Origin of the sequence: Baekduia sp., from assembly GCF_035996765.1 — a bacterium.
Taxonomy (GTDB): domain Bacteria; phylum Actinomycetota; class Thermoleophilia; order Solirubrobacterales; family Solirubrobacteraceae; genus Baekduia.
In genome coordinates, this window is sequence record NZ_DASYJG010000061.1 from 38365 (window position 1) to 57729 (window position 19365).

The window sequence follows — 19365 nt, forward strand, 5'->3', positions numbered from 1 at the left end:
GTTCGCATCCTGTGTAGCCCGGAGCAAGCCCATCTCACCCCGGAATTCAGTCACAACCGGAGCGTCTCCGGCAGACGATCAGTCGTCCGGACCGGTGATCGCCAGGCTCTGAACCCCGATCACCAGCGGGCTGCTCAGTCGCTTCGCCGTGGCCGACCAGACGATCCGCGAGACGCCGGCCTTCAGCTTCAACGGAACATCGATGCCCTCCGCCGCCGTGACCTTCAACGAGCGGCTGGGCTCGCCCGCGTGCCCGACCGTCACCACCGGTGCGGCACCGGCGACCGCACCCGATCCGGGGCCGATCACCCCCCGCAGGTGATAGGTGCCCGCGCGCGGCACCGCCAGCGTGACGACCGCCACCGCCGGAATCGGGGAGACATAGAAGTTCGCGCCCTCACCGTCTCCCAGCGATCCCCACGTCTTCGCGCCGGGACCGGAGCCGTAGGGCGAGGAGACCGTCCCGATGACCGCGCGCCCCGCGATCCGGGTTTCCAGCGCGGAGATCGGGGCGAACGTGTCCTCCAATTGGTGGTAGAGCTTCGGGTGGTTGGCCTCGAGGAAGTTGTAGTAGCCGGTGAAGCCCAGGGCGATCCCGGCCAACGAGCCCCACACCACGACGAGCAGGCCGCTGCCAGCCCCCAGCCGGCGGCGCCAGCTCCCACGCTTGGCCTGCGTGAACGTCGCCAGCCAGATCAGCAGCGCCGGCAGCGAGAGCAAGGCCATGAAGTCGACCACGTAGCGCTGCGTCGTGCCCGCCAAGATGAAGGACATCGCCAGCACGATGACCGCACCGGCCGCTACCAGCCCGATCACGGTCCGGCGCAGCTCCGGCACCATGCGCCGGGCGACGAGCGGCAACAGCAGGATCCAGAGAAACAGTGGAGCGAGGATGAGCGCCCCGCCGGTCGCCTCGGTGTAGTCGAAGCCGTCCGGCGTCGCCCACGGCAGCGTCGGCGGCCACGACAGCTGGATGAAGGGAAACAATGCCATCGGGCGGGGCGGCGCGAGCAGGTACAGGAACAACCCGGACGGGATGAAGGCCGGGTCGAACGTCTTCAGGTCGGCCGGGTTGAGGCCAGCCAGTTGGTATTTCTGACCGATCTCCGTCGGTGAGCCGAATCGTGCGGCGTTGTAGGCCGCGAGCAGAAGGCCACAGGCCACAAACGGGACCGTCAGCGCGATGACCGCCTGGCGCCGGGTCAGACCCTCCGGCCAGGCCGCGCGGCGCCAGGCGACCAGCGCCAGCACCAGCGGGACGATGGCCAGCGCGCCGAGCGTCGCGCGCGAGTCGAGCGCCAGCCCGAAGGCCAGGCTGGCGGCCGCCAGCCGGCGCCGCGACGGCCGCGGCCCGAACCATCCGGTCACCAGCAGCCACACGCCGAGCATCGCGAAGCACAGCCCGCAGGTGATCGCGACCTCGTAGAACGAGGGCCTTCGCAGGACGAAGGGCATGCCGTTGGCAAAGGCCAGGAAGACGGTCGACGCCGCAAGTGCCCAGCGCGGGGTGTCGGGCAGGAACCGGCGCACCAGGAAGCGCAGGGCCATCGCCGAGAAGAGGAAACCCAGGAAGCCGAAGAGGACGACCGCGAGGCTCTGCGGGATCTCGATGCCTATGAGTTGGAACGGCGCGAACAGGACGATCGCCGCCGTCGGCCCCCAGTAGGCGTACAGGTGCCCGTTGTGGAGGCTCAGGTCGTGGAGCCCCGCGTTGCGGAACTGGGCGTTGGCGTTCGGGTCATACGGGTTCGGCAGATCCAGCAGCGCCTGCGGCGGCTTGATGCGCAGCGCGAGTTGACCGTGACGCAGAGCATCGGCGATCAACCCGTAGTTGCTGCTGCCCGCCTTGTCGAAGTGCATCGGCGTGCTTGTCACGGCCGTCCAGAAGTAGAAGGCCAGGACCACGCCGAAGAACAGTCCCGTGAGGACCGTCCACGGGCGGATGGTGATGCTGCGCGCGATGCGCAGCCGCCGCGGCGGCGGCGGCTCGGTGACGGCCGTGCCTGCCATGGCGCGACAGTAGCCGTCGGGGTGCAGGCCGACGGGCCGAGCCGTTGACAGAGCGGCAAGGCGCGGCGCGTCTTCAGAACGGAGCCGGCTGCCCGAACATCTCCCCCAGCCGCATCGCGACCGCGAAGTCACCGGCGAGCTCGAGGCGACCGGTCAGCACCGCCTTGATCGGATCGAGATCGCGACCGGCGATGCGCACGAAATCGGCGACCGACAGGGTGAGCGTCAGCTTGGCGGCGTCCGAGACGCCGGGCCGCGCGCTGGCGCGCTCGCCGTCGATGGTGACCGTCCAGGGGCGCAGCGTGCCGTCGGCCGCGCGCAGGTTGTATTGGATGTCGCCGGTGAAGCCGGCCGCGCGCTCGGCGACGAACTGGCGCTCCATGCCGGCAAAGAGGAGCTTGAGGCCGGGCGCCGACCCGGCCGTGCGCGCGAGCCGCTCGTCGCCGGCGCGCCGCACGAAGGCCTGGAAGATGTGCTCACCGCGGGCCTCCAGGGTGCGGCGCAGGGCGGCGACGGTGGCCTTCGGCGCCCGTCGGGTGCTGGCGAGGGCGCCGGGCGCGGCGGGGCTCGGCACGGCGGTCGCGTGCGCGTCGGTCCCGCTGACATCGGCCTTGAACGCGTAGCCACGCGCGACGGTCTGGCGCGGAGCGCGGCGCTCCAGAGCGCGACGAGGCGCATCGCCGAGCCGCTCACGCTTGGCCTCCTCACGCGCGGGGCGGCGCTGCGCGAACTCCGGCATGACCTCGGCGGCGAAGAGCTCCAATGCCTCCATGATGTCGTTGTGGGTGGTCTTGCCGGTCTGGACGCAGAGCATGAGCTCGTCGACGCCGGCGGTCTCGTAGCGGCCGATCAGCTCACGGACCTGAGCGGGGGTGCCGATGGCGCCGCGCAGCGAGGCCAGACCGTTGTTGAGGATCTTGACGCCGAGCGGTCCGCCGTCGGCGGTGATGGCGGAGCGGGCGAGGCCGGCGTCGTCGCGGCGGGCCAGGAACTCGTCCCAGATCGAGGTGCGCCCCGGCTCGTGCTCGCCGAATGCCTCGTAGTGGCCGCGCGCATAGGCGAAGAAGTGGGCGCCGTCGATGCCGCGCTCGATCGCCTGGGCCTCGTCGGCGTGGACCAACATCGACAGCGCCACGGCGATGTTGGGGTTGATGGCGAAGCCGGCGGGAACGCAGCGGTCGGAGGTGATGATGTCGTAGTACTCGTCGACCCAGGGCTTGGTCTCCTCGGGCTCGGCGAAGGTGAAGCTGAGCGCTCCGAGCCCCTGCTCGGCGGCGAGCCGGATCGTCTCGCGCTTCGTGGAGGCGACCCAGAGCGGCGGATGCGGCTGCTGCAACGGCTTGGGGACGACGTTGCGCGGCGGCATCTTGATGTGGTCGCCATCGATGCCGGCGAACGGGGTCTCGACCATCATCTCTGCGACGGTCGTGATCGCCTCGGCCCACTGGGCGCGCGCGGTCGCACGATCGACCCCGAGGCCCGCGAGCTCAGCGCCGGTCGAGCCCTCCCCCGTGCCGAGCTCGACCCGACCGTCGGAGACGAGGTCGAGCGTCGCGGCGGTCTCGGCGACCCGCGCGGGGTGCTGGTAGCCGAGCGGGAGCGGCAGGACGCCGAAGCCCAACCTGATGCTCTTGGTCCGCTGCGACGCTGCGGCGAGAAAGACGCCGGGCGCGGCAGAGTGGGAGCACTCCTCCAGGAAGTGGTGCTCGACGGCCCACACGGTGTCGAAGCCGAGGCGGTCGGCCAACTCGACCTGGACGAGCGCCTCCTGCAGGAGACGGTGCTCGGCACCGGGCTCCCAGGGACGGGGGAGCTGGTGCTCGTAGAGCAGGGAGAAACGCACGCCGCGGAGCCTACGCGTCACGCGGCGGTGGCCTAGAACTAGCGAGGGCCCTCCGAAGAGGGCCCTCGCCGTAGCACGCCTGTAAGCCGGATCTTGTCTTGGACGACCATCCATCTACGCGGCCGACCTGGACCTTGGCGGGCAGCCTGCAAACGGTCCTGCTTGGCCTTGCACCTGGTGGGGTTTGCCTGGCCACGTCATGTCACCACGACGGCGGTGCGCTCTTACCGCACCTTTTCACCCTTGCCTGTGCGGGGCGCACGTGCGGCCCCGCCATCGGCGGTATGTCTCTGTGGCACTTTCCCGCGGCTTTCACCGGGTCGACTTGCGCCGACCACCATGCCCTGTGGTGTCCGGACTTTCCTCGACGGGATTTCTCCCCGCCGCAGCCGTCCAGCGTGCCCACCGAGCGTAGCGCCGCTGCGGCGCAACGCAAGGACTGCAGGCGAATGATCGGACCGACCCGGCCGCCCGCGCCCGCCCGCCCCGCCCCGCCCCGCCCCGCCCCGCCCGACGAGCCCTGAACGCTCGCCGGACCTGCCGTGCCTAGGAGATCGTCGTCCCGCAGTTGCGACAGCGCCCGCCGACCGGCACGGGCCCGGCGCTGTAGCGGGGCGTCATCGCCTCACCACAGGCCAGGCACGCGACGATGCGGTGTGCGGCAAGGCCCTCCCAGACCCCGACGATCACGTCGTCGAGGGTCGGCCCGCCGCCCTGCTGGACCATCGATTCGTGCGCGCGTTGATCGCCGCCCTTCGGCACCGCCGGGGCGGGGATCCGCCGCGGCGAGCGATCGCGCGCGAAGCCGGGGCCCCGCAGACGCTTGCTGTCCTGCACCGGATCAAGGATCGGAGGACGGAAGAGATCCAACGTGAGCGTCGCGCTCATGTCACACGCTCCGGAAGAGTCCGACGACCCGGCCCATGATCCGCACGTCCTTGGAGCGGATCGGCTCCATCGTCGTGTTCTCGGGCTGAAGGCGGATGTGGTCGGTCTCGCGGAAGAACCGCTTGACCGTCGCCTCCTCCCCCACCAACGCCACGACGATGTCGCCGTCGGAGGCGTTCTCCTGCTTGTGGACGACGACGTAGTCGCCCTCCAGGATGCCCGCGTCCTTCATCGACTCACCGCGGATGCGCAGGACATACTCGCCCTTGTCGCCGCCGGCGACCGGCGGAACCTCCACGTACTCCTCGATGTTCTCCTCGGCCAGGATCGGCTGGCCCGCGGCGACCGAGCCGACCAGCGGCAGCCCCGCCGGCCGCACGAGCGACCGCACGTTGTCCACCGCATCGCCGACCGCCGACGACGCCTTGTCCAGGAGCTCGAGCGCCCGCGGCTTCGACGGATCCCGCCGCAACAGCCCGAGCTTCTCGAGGTTCGCCAAATGCGCGTGCACCGTGGAGGACGACGCGAGGCCGACGGCCTTGCCGATATCCCGCACCGTGGGCGGGTATCCGTGCTTGGCCGAATACCGCTTGATGAAGTCGAAGATCTCCTGCTGGCGCTTGGTCAGATCCACCGGGGTCACCTTTCGCCACTCGCGTCTCGGTCGAACATGTGTTCGTGAAGGTAGCGGGCTCTTCAGACGGAATCAAGCCAACGTCGCCGATCGCCCCCTCTCGGTAGACTGACGACCGCCTGTCACGCGCCGGTGGCGGAATTGGTAGACGCGCAAGGTTGAGGGCCTTGTGGGGGGATTCCCCCGTGGAGGTTCGAGTCCTCTTCGGCGCATGAACGGAGAAAGCCCCGCACAGCGCGGGGCTTTCTTCGTTCTCAGACCTTTATGAGCGCCGGCACGATCCTGAGCCGGCCGACATCACTTCTTGTCGGACTTCGACGCGCCGTGGATCGTCAGCGTCTTGTGCATGATCTTGGCCTTCTTGGCGCCCTTGGGCGTGAAGGAGATCGTGAGCCTGACCGTGACGTTGCGATGGTGAGCCAAGGCGGCGCGCGCCGCTCGGGTCAACTTCGCCGTCAGGGTCGCGCTCGTCGCCGAGGCGATCGTGCGGCTGGTCTTGGTGATGGCGTTGCCCGACACCGCGACCTTGCCCGCCCCGAGACCGCCGACCGTCAGCTTGAGCGCCGTGCTCGTGTGGCTCGAGGCGGTGACGCCCAGCGTGCACGGTGTGCCGATCGTCACCGTCGCATCGGTGACCTTGCCGTTCTGGCCCGTCGCCTCCTGCGTGGCCTTCTGGGTGCTCTTGCAGATGTTGGCGCCCGACACCACGAGGATCCCGTGCTTGCCGCCGTCGATGTCGAGCGTGAACTTCGAGACCGGTGCGTCGGGGATCAGGTCGAACGTCGAGACCAGGTGCTTGTTGTCGGGGACCGAGCTCAGGCCGGTGAGGTTGAGCCGCAGCCCGTTGGGCCCGGTCAGCGGGATCACCAGCTTGGGCAACGTCCGGATCTGCCGGCCGGTCTTCGCATCGACACGGATGTTCTTGACGAAGTACACCGGCCCGGTCAGCGGCCCGTCGAGAATCGGCGACTCGGCCGTGACGTGTCCGACGATGCTGGCCTTCGGACAGGTCGGTTCGACCTTCGAGCCATCGGCGAACTCACACAGCGCCTGGGCGTTGTCAGGATCCAGCGCCAGGCTGAGCGGCAGGGTCACCTCGACCTTCTTGAGGTTCGCCAGGCCGGGCGTCTGCGTCAGCACCGCGTGCACACCGGGGTGCTTGTCGTCGGTGGTCTGGCCCTTGCCCGTCAAGCTCAGCGCCAGCTTCGGCGCAACGGCCAGCGAGCTGCAGTTGCCAACCTGGAACCGCGAGCCCACCGCAGCCGAGCCACCCTCCCAGGAGCCCAGCGTGCCGGAGATCGCCATCGGGTCACAGGACGTCGGGTTGAGCATGAAACCCGGACGATCCATGTTCACGCTGATCGACCGAACCCGCAACGGGAATCCATCGGTCTCACCATCATCACCCTTCACATCCAGGATGTTGGGCACGTCATCAGAGACCGCGGTCACGTGCGCGTCGATCGGGTCGACGTTGATCGCGGCCCGCACCACCACCGTCCCGAGATCAAACGGGCCGGCGATCGCCCGCGTGACGATCGACAAGCCGTATGGCCCGCCCTTGTAGGGCCCGGTGAGGAACACCTTGCCCGCCACGTGGAACGGGTTGCTGCCCGGACCCGCCGCCACATCGGTCGTGCCGACCTGCGACGCGTCGCTGCACGTGCCCGACGCCGCATCGCTGTCAGAGCACAACGGCACCGACCCGACATTGGCCAGCAGACCGGGCGCCAGCGTCGTGGTCACCGATTTGACGTGCTGCTGACCGTCAGCCCGGGTGACCTTCAACGTGAAGCCCGTCGCATGCCCTGCCGACGGATTGGTCGTACCGGCCGTAAACGACGGGGCAAACCCGCCCGCGCAGTTGGCGTTGACCGCAAAGCTGTCGCCCGGCGTCTTGGCCGGCGTGCCACTCCACGGCGACAACGCCGTCACCGTCGAGAACGTCCCACAGCCATCTGCGGTGGCCAGCGCCGCACGCGGCCCACCGAAGAAGTCCAGCTTGAAATCGCTGAAGGGCAGCTGCGGGTTGTCGTCAAACGTGGTCGTCAACTGCCCGGTGGCGGGGTCGGCATGCACCTTGCCAGCGAGCTTGACCACGATCCCCGACTGCGGATCGTCAACCGCGATGTAGATCCCCAGCACCGAGTCGGTCGGGTTGTCGTTCTGGGCCGCCAGATACACCGCGCCCTTGACCGGGTGATCCAGCAGCGGCGTGTCGATCTCGACCGAGCCGACCTTCGCCGCGTCAGGGCAGTGCGCCGCGCCCGGGCCATGGATGTCGACCTGCGTCGGAGTGCAGGCATCAAGACCGTCGGCCGAGGACGGGTTGACCGAGACGCCCTCGGGAAGGGTGACGACGGCCTTCTTCAGATCGGCGGCGGCGAGGCCGTCGGTGTCCTGGAGGCCGGCCTGGGGAATGCGGAGGTCGACATGCAGGCCCGTGGCGGAATCCGCAACGGTGACGTCGGGCTGGACGGTGATCGACGGCGTGAAGTCAAGCCGATCACAACCGGTCCCGCCGATCGGGCTGCCCACGTTGTCATGACTCAGGAAGGACCGGCTCGCAAAGACACCAGGGTTCTCCCACGAATCGGCACGGATCGTGGTCGTGACGGGACCCGTGCAGGAGGTGGGAAGCGTGAGGAACGGCTTCAGCGGCTGATCGGAGGGGCAGGAGTCAGCGTCGGGCGTCTTGACGCAGATGCCGCGGAATTGATCGTGCGCAGGATCGGCGGGCACGCCGAAGAAGGTCGCTTCGGACCGGAGCAGCGCGTAGGTCTGGTTGACATTGTCGGCCTTGACGGTGAGGCCGTAGTCACCGCCGGTGCGGAGCGCGGCGTCGAGGCGGACCGGAGCGACCGAAGAGATGAAGCCGAACTGGGCCGGGCGGCCGGGCGGAGGGTCGAGGTTCCAGATCGGATCGATCTCGTCCGAGCCGTTGGAGCCCGCCGCGAGGACGAGGTGGACATATCCGATGACCGTGTCGTCGGGACAACCGCCAATCCCCAGGGAGAAATCACCGTTGAAGTCAACCTGCGTGCAGTGGGGGGTGGCGTCGGGGTCGCCGACAAAGCCGGGCGGGAGGTCGACCCGCAGGTCCTTGAGGTCGCCGTCCGGGTAGCGATATCCCGTGGGAGCGAAGGCGGGGTTGAGGGAGAAGCTGGTCGTGGCCTGGAAGGGATGGGAGCCGGCCTGCGTCACCGGTGAGCCGGCCTGCGTGTCGGCGGCGCCGTCAAAGCTGGCAAAGCCGAAGCCGGGCGAAAGCCCCGGTGGAGTGAAGGCGTCGATGCGGTTGTTGGTGGGGTCGGAGACATAGGCCTGACCGCCCGCCTTGACGGCAACCCCAGCAGAGCCTTCGATATCCGGCGCGAAACGGTAGAGGAGCGTGCCGCTGGAGTCATAGACGGTGACCCGCTGGGTTCCCGCGTAATCGTTGAGAACGCCGTCGGCGTAGAGATCGCCGGTGACGGGATCGACAGCCAGCGCGGTCGGGTGATTGGCGTCGACGATCGCCGGCGTCGGGGTCGGCGGCGGACCGGTCGTGAAGTCGGAGGCGTCGAAGCGCTCGATGTCGATCTGGTCGTAGGTGTCACCCGCGTAGACCTTGCCGGCGGCGGCGACGACACCGCACGGGGTGGTGGCGGTCGCGATACCGCCGGAGTAGTCGGACTCCGAGGGGGTCGAGCTCGAGGGCGTGTAGCGCCAGACGGCCTGCCCCACGTAGTCGCCGACGTAGACGTCTCCGTTGGCCTGATCAACGGCGACGCCGCAGGCGAAGCCGTAGCCGGAGACCGGCGTGCCGGAGCCGTTCAGGGTCGTGAGCGGAGCGCCATCGTTGCCAAAGACGCGGACGGCGGAGCCGGAGCCATCGGCGACGTAGATGTCACCGTCGGCCGGGCCACCGGAGCGGTCGATCGCAACCTGCGCGAGGCGGAGGTCGGTCGAGGCCAGCGGCAGGCCGGCGATGGTGTTGGTGCCCGCGCCGGGGCCGGCGGTGAAGTTGTCCGGCGCCCCGGTCGCGGTGAAGCGATGGAGCTTGCCGTTGGCGGGATCGAGGGCGTAGACGTCGCCGTTGTGCTGGTCGACCGTCAGCGCCTGCGGGCTGTGACCCGAGAAGCTGCCAAACGAGCCGGCCGGCTGACGGCTGATATCGGCCACGGCCGGGCCGGCAACCACCAGCGCGGTCAGGAGCGCGAGCAGGCTCACGCGCCGGGCAATCGGGAAGTTCAGGCGTGTCATACGGACCTTTCGGGTTCGGCTCGCGTCGGTGATCACGGAAGAGACGCTCACTTGGAGGCCCCGTTCTTGAGCGTCAGCGCGACCGTCGCCGACGACGCGGTCCCTTGAGCCGGCGCGTAACCGACCCGCGCGCTGAGCTTCAACCGGTGCCTTCGCTTCAGCGTTCGCTTGCCGGCGGCGCTCAAGGTGACGGCAACCTTGTAGGAGCCGGCCTTCGCGAAGCTCTTGTGGATGGTCCTGATGCCCGCGCCCGAGATCGTGATCGAGCCCTTGCCGGGCGCCCTGACCGTCAGCACGAAGCGCGAGCCCGACACCATCGTGTGGGTGACCTTGACCTTCGGGACCGCCTTCACCGTCGCGGGCGCGGCGTTCCCAGGACCCGTGAACGTGACGGTGGCCGCGTTCTCAGGCAGCGGCGGGCCCACCGGCGCGCCCTTGCACGACTCACCACTGCAGGACACGGCCGGCGGTGGACTCTGGGAGGCGAGACCACCGTCGACTCGAGCGTCGTAGATGTCGAAGCTCTGGTCGACGTCTTGCCCTGCGAGCCGGTCGCGGGTGAGGAAGAAGAGACCGGAGCCGTCAGGGGTGGCGTCGAGGAAGATGGCGTTGTCGGAGCTCGTACCGGATGAAACGAGCTTGGCCTGACCGCCGGCCCATTCGTAGACATCCTGGCTGGCGTTGGTGTCGCGCGAGACCAGCCGGTCAAAGCTCTGAAAGAAGACGGTGCCATCGTCGGCGATGTCGCGCGGGCGGTGCTGAAGCGTCCCGACGAAGTCGCCCTCGTGCCCGATCTGAAGGGTGGAAGGTCCGCGGGGACGGCCGCCGGTTGGGTTACACGACGGGCAGCTCAGATGGTTGGAGGTGGCGTCGTAGAGGTAGACCTCGGGGCAGCGGCCGAGGAACTGCTGACCGTCCGAGTCCCGGCCACAGGCGGGACCTGTCGCAGGCGTGTTGTCGTAGCCGGTCAGGCTGCCTTGGGACTGGAAGGCGAAATGAGTCCCGTCCGGTGTCGTGACGACGGGCCCGGTCGGTGCGCCTCCGCCCTGGTTGTCGAAGACCTGCCAATCCTGCGCGTCGCTCGCACCCAGGCGGGCGATGAAGGTGGTGGTGCCGGCGTGGGAGAGGTAGAGGTTGCAGGTTCCGTGGTTGGCGTTGTCGCAGTCGCCCGGCGTGGCGGGGCCTGCGCCGTCGAGGTCGCCGTTGGCGACGAAGTAGGCGTAGCTGGTGTCGTCGCTTGAGCCGGAGAAGCCGATGAGCTGGACATCAGGCGCCGGGGTGAGGTCGGTGAGGGTGCCGGTGTTGAGGTCGTAGCGATAGAGGTTCGGGCCGCTGCCGGGAACCGTGTCTGAGGTGAGCGCAGAGGAGGCCGGCGCCCTGAAGATGACCATGGAACCGTCGGGGCTGGCCGTGTAGAAAGAGCCCCCGCCGCCGGGGCCGGCGCCCTGAGAGGCGTCCAGCTGGGTCGTGGTGGTGGCGTTCTCACGGACGTAGAGGTTGCCGTCCAGGCCCTCCCAGAAGATGCGCGAGCCATCGGTGGAGACAACGCGAGGGCTGGAACCCCCGTATGGGCCTGTGCCGCCGGCCCCATTGCCGGCCGGTATCGGGGTGCCCGAGGGATCGACGTTGACGAGGCGGAGTTGCCCGCCCACCCGCTCGTAGATGTTGTCCGCGCCGCCGGGAACGGCGTTCGGCGTGAGGGCCTCAGGCGCCGAGAAGACAATGTGGGTCAGATCGGCCGATGTGCCCCCGAGCACCGCGAAACGGCCATTCGGTATCGCCGGGGTGACAACCTGATAGGAAGGATGGGCGGGATCGGACAGATCGGATAGGTAGATGTTGTTCTGGCCGCCGGTGGCGTCGGGGCTGAGGTTTGGATAGGGGCCGGTGTCTGTGAGGCCCTTGTCGAGCTCATCGGTGAAGGCGAGGAGAAACCACGGGGCGCTGATGAGGGCTCTCGGGAACTTCATGGGCGGGGTGATGTCGTTGGTCGTCCAGCCGGTGGTGCCACGACGAGAGAGCATGGTGTTCTGGGTCTGAGCACCGGCGCTGCCGGCCAGCGCGTTCGCGAAGCTCGCCCAGGCCAGCCCATCGCCAGAAGCGGCGACGCGGGAGATGTCGTGCTCGGCGCCCTGGACGATGACGCCGGCCTCGCCGCCGTTCTTGTCGGTCGGGGAGACCTGCTCGTAGGCGCGACAGTCAGGCAGGTAAGCCGCGTACGTGGTGCGCAGGGCGGCGTTGGGGCAGGTGTCGGAGGCGGCCGAGGTGGTCGGCCGGGTGGTGAAGAAGCGGTCAGGGCCCTCGCTCGTCCCGGTGGCGTTGGTGGAGACGACGCGGTAGTGGTAGGTGGTGGCCGGGCTGAGCGCGGCGATGAGCTGCGTGGCGATCAGGTCTTGCGAACCCGAGCCGAGCGTGGCGTCGGAGGCGGGGGCGCTCTGACCGTAGGAGGTGTCGGTGCCGTAGTCGAAGTGGTAGGTGGTGCTGGAGTCCTTGGGGTTGATGCGAGCGTTGAGGATGGCGTCGGTGACACCAACCTCACTGGACCACTCGTCCCCGATCGCGGGGCCGGTGGTGCGGAAGGGCTGATCGGCCGTGTGGGTGGTGCCGTCGCCGTTGGTGGCGACGAGGCGGGCGTGGTAGTCGGTGCCCGGGGCCAGACCGGTGAGATCGGCGGAGACGTCGGTCGGCGACGAGATCGGGGACGCCTGGCTGCAGGGGGCGGTAAGGGCGCCGGTGAATCCGTTGGCCTGGAACGAGGCATCGTCGGTGTAGTCGAAGTGACAGTCGGAGATGTCACCGCCGCCGCTGGAGTCGACGTGGCCGTTGAGGGTCGCGGTGGTCGTGCCGACCGGCGCAGCTGGTGCGATCGTGAGGTCGAGCGGCGGGCTGGTGGTGAAGGTCTGGTCGGCTCCGCGGTTGGTCCCCTGGGCATCGACGGCCACGAGACGGAAGTGGTACGTCGTGGCATTGGTGAGGCCCGTGGGCCCGGCAGTTACCGCAGCAGGAGAGGAAATCGGGGTGGCCTGGTCGCAGGCAACCGTGGAGGCGCCCGTATAGCCCTGAGATTGGAAGGTGGCGTCGTTGGTGTAGTCGAAGTGACAGTCGGAGATGTCACCGCCGCCGGCGGGATCGAGATGGCCGTTGAGGGTCGCGGTGGTCTTCTGCGGCGCGGTCGCAGGATCGGTCGTGACGTCGGGAATCACCGAGGCCGCAAACGCGACGATCTGGTCGGCCCCGGGGTCGGCGGCGTAGATCGTGTGGTCGGACGCATCAGCGGCGAGGGCGGTGGCGGCAGTGAGATGACCGTCGCCAAAGGAGTCGGTGGCCGGGCACCCGCCGTCGGGAGCCGGCGTGCAGCCGGTGCCGACCACACCCCCGGAGCCGTCAAATGCGAATCGCTGCACGGAGAGGCCTTGGTTATCGAGATAGAGGCTGCCGCTGGAGGGGTCGACCGCGATACCGGTGGCAAACGAATCGCCTCCGCTCACCTGGCCGACGTCGGTGCCGTCGGAGAGGAACTTCTCGACGCTCGGCGAGCCGTTGACCTTGAAGAAGTTGCCTGAGTCATCGACGCCGAGGCCAAGGGCCGACGTGCCGCGGGCGGTGGTGAAGTCGGTGGTGAAGGTGCCGTCCTGGGCGAAGCGGAAGAGCCGGGTGTTGGTGTCGAAGACGTTGAGGTTGCCGGTGGTGTCGATGGCGATGCCCGCGAGAGCGCCGAAGGGACCGTCCGTGGCGGTGGAGCCGTCGAGCTGACCACCGCTCCCCCAAGCGGTGGTCAGACTGCCGGCGGCATCGAACTTCTGGACCTGGTTGGTGCCGGTGTCGCCCACGTAGACATCGCCTGCGGAGGCTCCGGCGGAGTTGTCGACGGCGATGAACGTCGGGGTCGTGAACTGTCCCACGCCGGAGCCTGAGAGTCCGGCCTGGCAGGAGAGCGTGCACGTCTCGAGGGCCGGAAGGCCATCGGCGACGCCCCAGCCCCAGGCACGGATGAACGCGCCGGCCGACGAGAACTGATCGACCCGGAAGTTCGCCGTATCGGCCACGTAGATGTCATGCGTGGTGGCGTTGACCGCGACACCCGAAGGAGACGACACCTGACCGGCACCCGAACCCGCGCTCCCGAAGCTCGCCGAGAACACATGCGTCTGGAAGGCCGATGCCGATGCCGCACCGAAGATGAGCAGCGCGAGGGCGGCGAGCGTGACAAGCCGCCCCAAACTCAGGGGGCGAAGCGACACGCCCGGCGCGGCAGCGCCGGCATCAACCAAACAGTCAGGCATGCAGGTCGTCCTTCTCGTGGTGTTGGTCGTGCGGGTGGAAGTCATGGGCCCTTGGGTCATCCGGCGGTGACGATCGATGGGTTGGGGGCATCGGCGCAGCGGCCAACGACATGGCCCGGGCAGCAGAGGGTGGTCCGGCGCAAGTGGCGCGCGGCCCCCGCGACGGCACGGGCCCCGTCCTGCGCGGACGAGCCTCTCGACACCTGTGTGGCGCCACGCGCCGGAAGCGCGCAGCACTTCGTGAACGCGGCGGGCGCCGCGCTCGAGACCGTCTGACCCAAAGCAGATTCCTTGCTGTCCTGTCTCGATCAGGCCGCTGCGGCCTGACGAGATGTCATCTCTCTCCCACAACGTCGATCCGAACGCCTGCGACCTCGACCCGGAGATTGAGGAACCGTCGGTGTTTTCGGAACGATTGCCGCGAGCCTAGACAAGGCAGTCTACCGATGTCAAGTACAGAGGTAACAAATGATTCCTTAGCTCCAACAAGACACGGAGAGCGCCGACTTCATCGCCCTACAGGAACGGATTAGTGGTAACCCAGGATTCCCGCTCCAATCGTCGGTCGGGAAGCCGCCTGCGCGCCCTTCCGGCCGTACCGGCTAGCGTCCCGCCCCATGCGCCTCGTGACGTTCCGCGATCCCCACAGCTCGGTCCGTGTCGGCCGCCTCGACGGCGAGGGCGACGACGCGCGGGTGGTCGAGCTCGCGGCGCCCACGATGCTCGACTGGCTGCGCGGCGATGGCCACGAGCCGGCCGGGCGCGACCATGCGCTCGCCGACGTCCGGCTGCTCGCGCCGATCCCCGAGCCGCCGAGCGTCCGCGACTTCTTCGCCTACGAGGGCCACGTCGCGACGGGCGCGCGGCTGCGGGGCTCGAGCGAGATCCCGGAGGCCTGGTACGAGGCGCCCGTCTTCTACTTCTCCAACCCCGCCTCGATCCAAGGCCCGCGCGAGCCCGTGCGCCGCCCCGCGCACTGCGAGTGGCTGGACTTCGAGCTCGAGATCGCCGCCGTGATCGGCGAAGACGCCGAGATCGCCGGCTACACGCTGCTCAACGACTGGAGCGCGCGCGACATCCAGCGCCGCGAGATGACCGTCGGCCTCGGGCCCGCCAAGGGCAAGGACTTCGCGACGTCGATCGGTCCGTGGCTGGTCACGCCCGACGAGCTCCCCATCGAGGACGGTCGCCTGCAGCTGAAGGCCACCGCGTCGCTCGGCGACCGCGAGATCACGAGCAGCGACGCCGGGGCGATGCACTGGAGCTGGCCGCAGCTCGCCGCGCACGCCGCCAAGGAGACCCGGCTCAAGCCCGGCGACGTCCTCGGCTCAGGCACGCTGAACCGCGGCTGCCTGCTGGAGCTCAACGCCGACGGCGGCATCGACGGCGAGGTGCGCTGGCTGGCCCCGGGCGACACGGTGACCATCAGCGCGCCGGGGCTCGGCAGCCTCAGCGCGCCGATCGTCTAGCGCGCCGGGGCTTCTTCAGAACCCGAGCCCGAGCTGCGGCGCCGGGTAGCGCGGCAGGCCATCGTCGACGACCGCGAACGCCGTCAGCACATGCGGCTCCAACCCTCCGGCCGGCGCGATGTGCCAGACGGCGCCGCCGCGGGCCACCAAGACATCGGCGAGCAGCTGACGATGACAACGTCGCCAGTCGCCCTCGGCGCACATCACGGCGGTCGGCCGCGCCGCCGCCAAGGCGTCCAGCCGCGCCAGCCCACGCGCGAACTCCTCTGACGCCAGATGATCGGCGTAGCCGATGAAGGCCGGCACGTCCCAGCCGTCGTTGCCGGACCCAGGGGTCGGATCGCGGTGACCACCGAGCTCCGGGACATGCACGTAGGCGATGCCATGCGGCGCCAGCTCGACCGCCAGCGCGTCGTCATCGAAGTGCGGATGGCGCCGCGAACGCGGCCAGCGCCGCACGTCGACGACCTGCGTCACGCCGTGCTCGCCCAGCAGCGCCGCCAGACGCGCCAGCGCGTGCGACGAGTGGCCGACCGTGAAGATCGTGCGCGCGGTCAAGCTCAGGACGCGAGCGCCAGCTCGGTGCGGCGGGCGCCGAACTCGGCGGACACCTCGACCAGCACGTCGAGCATCGCCTGCTTGGCCGGCGAGCGGAACGAGTCGGCCAACGTCGTGGCGACGATGCGCCGCACTGGCGGCCGCGCCCCGAGCGAGCGGACGATCACGTCGTCGCGCACAGCAACCAGCGCGAGGTCCGGGACGAAGGACACGCCCATCCCGGCCGCGACGAAGCCCTGGATCGCCGTGTAGTCATCCATGTTGAACGCGATGTTGGGGGCAAAGCCGACGGCCTGGCAGGCGTTGAGGAAGATGCTGGTGTCCGGGCAGGTGCCCGACGTGCCGATCATCCACGACTCGTCGGCGAGATCCGTCAGCTTGAGCCGCGGACGGTCGGCCATCGGATGGTCGCGCGGCAACATGATGTACATGGGATCATCGAGCAGCGCCACAGTGTCGATGCCGGGCTCAGAGCGCGTGTTGAAGCACGTCTCGATCGACAGCGCGATATCGCTCTCGCCGCCGCGCAGCAAACGCAGGGCGTCGTCGGGATCAGCCGGGCAGAGCGACAGCTCGACGCCGGGATGGCGCTCACGGAAGCGCGCGACGGCCTGGGGCATCAGCGTCGCGCAGGCGCTCGCGAACGCGGCGAGGCGCAGCCGGCCGCCGCGCAGGCCGGCGATCGCCTGCAGTTCGTCCTCGGCATCGGCCAGGCGCGCGAGGATGACGTCGGCATGGGCGACCAGCGCCCGGCCCGCGTCGGTCAGCGTGACACCGCGCGCGGAACGCTCGACCAACCGTGAGCCCGCCTCGCGCTCCAGCGCGGCGATCTGCTGGGAGACCGCCGACTGCGTGTAGGACAGCGCCTCGGCGGCGGAGGAGAACGAGCCGTGCGTGGCGACCTCGCGAAGCACACGGAGGCGACGGACATCGAGCATAAGCAGAACTTACTCCGCCGGTCACCAAATGTCATTTGTGCTGATGGGCGGAGTTCCTCATGATCTTTCCCATGTCCTCCAGCACCTTCTCCCCAAACCTCCCCGCTGTGGACGCGCTCGTCATCCGCCCCGCCTACCCCGACGACGCTCCCACGCTCGCGCGCCTCGCGGCGCTCGACAGCCAGCGCCCCCTCGCCGGCTCCGCCATCGTCGCCGAGCGCGACGGCCGCATCCTCGCCGCTGTCGCCCTCGACGGCGGCCGCACGATCGCTGACCCCTTCGCCCCCACCGCCGATCTCGTCGCCCTGCTGAAGCTGCACATTGCCGATACGGCCCGCAGCTTCGCCGGGCGCCGGGACATCCTCCGGCGTATGGGAGCGAGCACCCGGCGGCACCCTGCGCTCGCGCGCGGGTAGCTGACGGGCGATACGCGCCGGAGCGCCGCCGCACCCGTTCGCCGGGTGTGCGCGGCGCTCGGCGCGATCAACCTTCGAGGTCTCGGTTGCGTGATGCAACTGACTGCGATACGGTCCCGGTCGCCTCATGCAACTGACCGTTCTCCGAAGGGTAGGGCAATGAGCCGTCGCGCTCGCGTCGCCGCCATCGTGTCGGTCGGGGTCTTCGTCGCCAGCCTCGACCTGTTCATCGTCAACATCGCGTTCCCCGACATTCAGCGCGACTTCGCCGGCACGTCGCTGGCATCGCTCTCCTGGGTGCTCAACGCCTACGCCATCGTCTTCGCCGCGCTCCTGGTCCCCGCCGGGCGCTGGGCGGATCGAACCGGGCGCAAGCGCGCCTTCCTCGGTGGCCTGGCGCTGTTCACGGTGGCCTCGGCCGCGTGTGCCGCGGCGCCGTCGATCGGCGTGCTCGTCGCCGCGCGCGTCGTCCAGGCTGCGGGCGCGGCGGTCCTGATGCCGGCCTCGCTCGGCCTGCTGCTGCCGGAGTTCCCGCCGGAGAAGCGCGGGCTGGCGATCGGCCTCTGGGCGGCGGTCGGTGGCACCGCGGCGGCGGCCGGGCCGGTCATCGGCGGCCTGCTGGTCGAGCTGTCCTGGCGCTGGGTCTTCTTGGTGAACATCCCGATCGGCATCGCGGCGATCGTCGCCGGCACGCGGGCGTTGCACGAGATCCGCGAGGAGGATGCCCCACGCCCGGACCTCGTCGGCGCGGGGCTGCTGACCGCGGCCGTGGCGACGCTGATCGGCGGGATCATCGAAGGCCCGGACTGGGGCTGGACCGATGGGCGCGTGCTCGGGCTGTTCGCTGCCGCGCTCGTGTTGTCGGTGGCCTTCGTCGTGCGCTCCGGGCGCCATCCGGTCCCGATCGTCGAGCCGGCGATGGTGAAGGTCCAGGCGTTCGCGGCAGCCAACATCGCCGGCATCTTCTTCTTTATCGGCTTCTCGGCGATGCTGCTGGGGAGCGTGCTGTGGCTGACCGAGGTGTGGGGCGAGACGGCGTTGGGCGCCGGCTTGAAGATCGCCCCGGGGCCGTCGATGGCGGCGCTCTTCGCCGTCGGCGGAGGGATTCTCAGCGGCCGGATCGGTCCGCGGGCGGTCGGCACGATCGGCGCGTTGCTCTTCGGGCTGGGCGGCGTGTGGTGGGCGACGCACCTCGGGGTGACGGAGCACTACGCCAGCGACTACCTTCCCGGCATGCTGATCGGCGGCGCAGGTGTGGGCTTCGTGAATCCGGCACTGGCCGGCGCGGCGACGGCGCAACTGCCGCCGACGCGGCTGGCGACCGGCAGCGCCGTGCTGACGATGTCACGCCAGCTCGGCTCGGCGCTCGGCGTCGCACTGCTGGTCGCAGTGCTCGGCACGCCATCGCCGGCCAACGTCGTCGACACCTTCGACAACGCCTGGTGGATGATGGTCGCCGCCGCCTTCGCCTCGGCCGCCGCCTTTACGTTGGTTGGCTCGCTGAAGGCGCATAAGGGCAACGTGGAGGACGAGCTCGAAGCCGCCGTCGCGTCGATGGCGCCGGAGGTGGCGGCATGACGGCTATCGATGACTCGACACGCTCGCGCATCGTCTCCTGGGACGACCCCACGCCCGTCATCACCGCGAGCGCGACGCTCACCGGCCTCGAGCTGATGCGCGGGATCATGAGCGGTGAGCTGCCCGCACCGCCGGTCGCCCGGCTGCTTGGCTTCGGCATCGACCGCGTCGACGAGGGCAACGTCGTCTTCTCGATGGATCCGCTCGAAGCCCATCAGAACCCGCTGGGCACCGTCCACGGCGGGATCATCACCACCTTGCTCGACAGCGCCATGGGCTGCGCGGTCCACACGACCCTCCCACCCGGCGGCATGTACACCACCTTGGAGCTCAAGGTGAACTTCCTGCGCCCCTCCTTCGCCGGCGGCGCCCGTCTCCTGGCCGAAGGCACCGTCCTGCACCGCGGCTCGACCGCCGTGCTCGTCGAGGCGACGATCACCGACGCGGCTTCCGGCAAGAAGATCGCCCACGGCACGTCGACCTGCCTGATCTTGCCGCCGCGCTGA

Annotated in this window: 12 protein-coding genes, 1 tRNA gene and 1 other RNA gene; 5 read left to right on the top strand and 9 right to left on the bottom strand. The window is 69.4% G+C overall.

The window, feature by feature from the left end; genetic code table 11:
- Positions 1-78 precede the first annotated feature (78 nt).
- The 5 genes from VGO10_RS13660 to lexA all read right to left on the bottom strand — a co-directional run bounded on the left by VGO10_RS13660 (position 79) and on the right by lexA (position 5375).
- Positions 79-2010 (bottom strand): hypothetical protein, encoded by a 1932-nt coding sequence (locus VGO10_RS13660; protein WP_327469202.1) that lies wholly within the window; start codon positions 2008-2010, stop codon positions 79-81.
- A gap of 73 nt (positions 2011-2083) precedes the next feature.
- On the bottom strand, positions 2084-3853 hold the full coding sequence (locus tag VGO10_RS13665) for an LLM class flavin-dependent oxidoreductase (protein WP_327469204.1): 1770 nt from the start codon (positions 3851-3853) through the stop codon (positions 2084-2086).
- A 66-nt stretch (positions 3854-3919) separates the two neighbouring features.
- An RNA gene (gene rnpB, locus VGO10_RS13670) (RNase P RNA component class A) lies at positions 3920-4258 on the bottom strand.
- Between the two features lie 141 nt (positions 4259-4399).
- Positions 4400-4741 (bottom strand): hypothetical protein, encoded by a 342-nt coding sequence (locus VGO10_RS13675; protein ID WP_327469206.1) that lies wholly within the window; start codon positions 4739-4741, stop codon positions 4400-4402.
- 1 nt (position 4742) lies between these two features.
- Positions 4743-5375: a transcriptional repressor LexA gene (gene lexA / locus VGO10_RS13680; RefSeq protein WP_327469208.1), complete on the bottom strand. Its 633-nt coding sequence runs from the start codon at positions 5373-5375 to the stop codon at positions 4743-4745.
- A gap of 126 nt (positions 5376-5501) precedes the next feature.
- Between lexA and VGO10_RS13685 the strand changes: the two genes are divergently transcribed.
- Positions 5502-5587, top strand: a tRNA-Leu gene (locus VGO10_RS13685).
- Positions 5588-5672: 85 nt separating this feature from the next.
- On the opposite strand, the gene VGO10_RS13690 is transcribed toward VGO10_RS13685, so the two are convergent.
- Positions 5673-9584 carry an NHL repeat-containing protein gene (locus VGO10_RS13690; RefSeq protein ID WP_327469210.1) on the bottom strand — a complete coding sequence of 1304 codons (3912 nt, stop codon included), beginning with the start codon at positions 9582-9584 and terminating at the stop codon, positions 5673-5675.
- Between the two features lie 80 nt (positions 9585-9664).
- The gene (locus VGO10_RS13695; RefSeq protein ID WP_327469212.1) at positions 9665-13858 is read right to left on the bottom strand and encodes a hypothetical protein; all 4194 of its coding nucleotides are present in this window, start codon (positions 13856-13858) and stop codon (positions 9665-9667) included.
- A 659-nt stretch (positions 13859-14517) separates the two neighbouring features.
- Here VGO10_RS13695 and VGO10_RS13700 point away from each other — a divergent pair.
- Complete coding sequence (locus tag VGO10_RS13700) at positions 14518-15369, top strand: fumarylacetoacetate hydrolase family protein (RefSeq protein ID WP_327469214.1); 852 nt, start codon at positions 14518-14520, stop codon at positions 15367-15369.
- Between the two features lie 15 nt (positions 15370-15384).
- Here VGO10_RS13700 and VGO10_RS13705 read toward each other — a convergent pair whose 3' ends face one another.
- A complete protein-coding gene (locus VGO10_RS13705) occupies positions 15385-15927 on the bottom strand; it encodes a DUF488 domain-containing protein (RefSeq protein ID WP_327469216.1) in 543 nt (180 codons plus the stop codon).
- A gap of 2 nt (positions 15928-15929) precedes the next feature.
- Positions 15930-16865: a LysR family transcriptional regulator gene (locus tag VGO10_RS13710; protein ID WP_327469218.1), complete on the bottom strand. Its 936-nt coding sequence runs from the start codon at positions 16863-16865 to the stop codon at positions 15930-15932.
- A 71-nt stretch (positions 16866-16936) separates the two neighbouring features.
- Here VGO10_RS13710 and VGO10_RS13715 point away from each other — a divergent pair, with 71 nt between their 5' ends.
- The 3 genes from VGO10_RS13715 to VGO10_RS13725 all read left to right on the top strand — a co-directional run bounded on the left by VGO10_RS13715 (position 16937) and on the right by VGO10_RS13725 (position 19365).
- Positions 16937-17281 carry a hypothetical protein gene (locus tag VGO10_RS13715; protein WP_327469220.1) on the top strand — a complete coding sequence of 115 codons (345 nt, stop codon included), beginning with the start codon at positions 16937-16939 and terminating at the stop codon, positions 17279-17281.
- A gap of 159 nt (positions 17282-17440) precedes the next feature.
- The gene (locus VGO10_RS13720) at positions 17441-18859 is read left to right on the top strand and encodes a DHA2 family efflux MFS transporter permease subunit (RefSeq protein WP_327469222.1); all 1419 of its coding nucleotides are present in this window, start codon (positions 17441-17443) and stop codon (positions 18857-18859) included.
- Positions 18856-19365, top strand: a complete 510-nt coding sequence (locus VGO10_RS13725; protein WP_327469224.1) for a PaaI family thioesterase — start codon at positions 18856-18858, stop codon at positions 19363-19365. The genes VGO10_RS13720 and VGO10_RS13725 overlap by 4 nt, the downstream gene beginning before the upstream one ends.

Excerpts from the sequence above, each read along its gene's own strand:
- VGO10_RS13660 (WP_327469202.1), bottom strand. The coding sequence starts at position 2,010 with ATGGCAGGCACGGCCGTCACCGAGCCGCCGCCGCCGCGGCGGCTGCGC.
- VGO10_RS13675 (WP_327469206.1), bottom strand. The coding sequence starts at position 4,741 with ATGAGCGCGACGCTCACGTTGGATCTCTTCCGTCCTCCGATCCTTGAT.
- VGO10_RS13700 (WP_327469214.1), top strand. The coding sequence starts at position 14,518 with ATGCGCCTCGTGACGTTCCGCGATCCCCACAGCTCGGTCCGTGTCGGC.
- VGO10_RS13710 (WP_327469218.1), bottom strand. The coding sequence starts at position 16,865 with ATGCTCGATGTCCGTCGCCTCCGTGTGCTTCGCGAGGTCGCCACGCAC.
- VGO10_RS13715 (WP_327469220.1), top strand. The coding sequence starts at position 16,937 with ATGTCCTCCAGCACCTTCTCCCCAAACCTCCCCGCTGTGGACGCGCTC.
- VGO10_RS13720 (WP_327469222.1), top strand. The coding sequence starts at position 17,441 with ATGAGCCGTCGCGCTCGCGTCGCCGCCATCGTGTCGGTCGGGGTCTTC.
- VGO10_RS13725 (WP_327469224.1), top strand. The coding sequence starts at position 18,856 with ATGACGGCTATCGATGACTCGACACGCTCGCGCATCGTCTCCTGGGAC.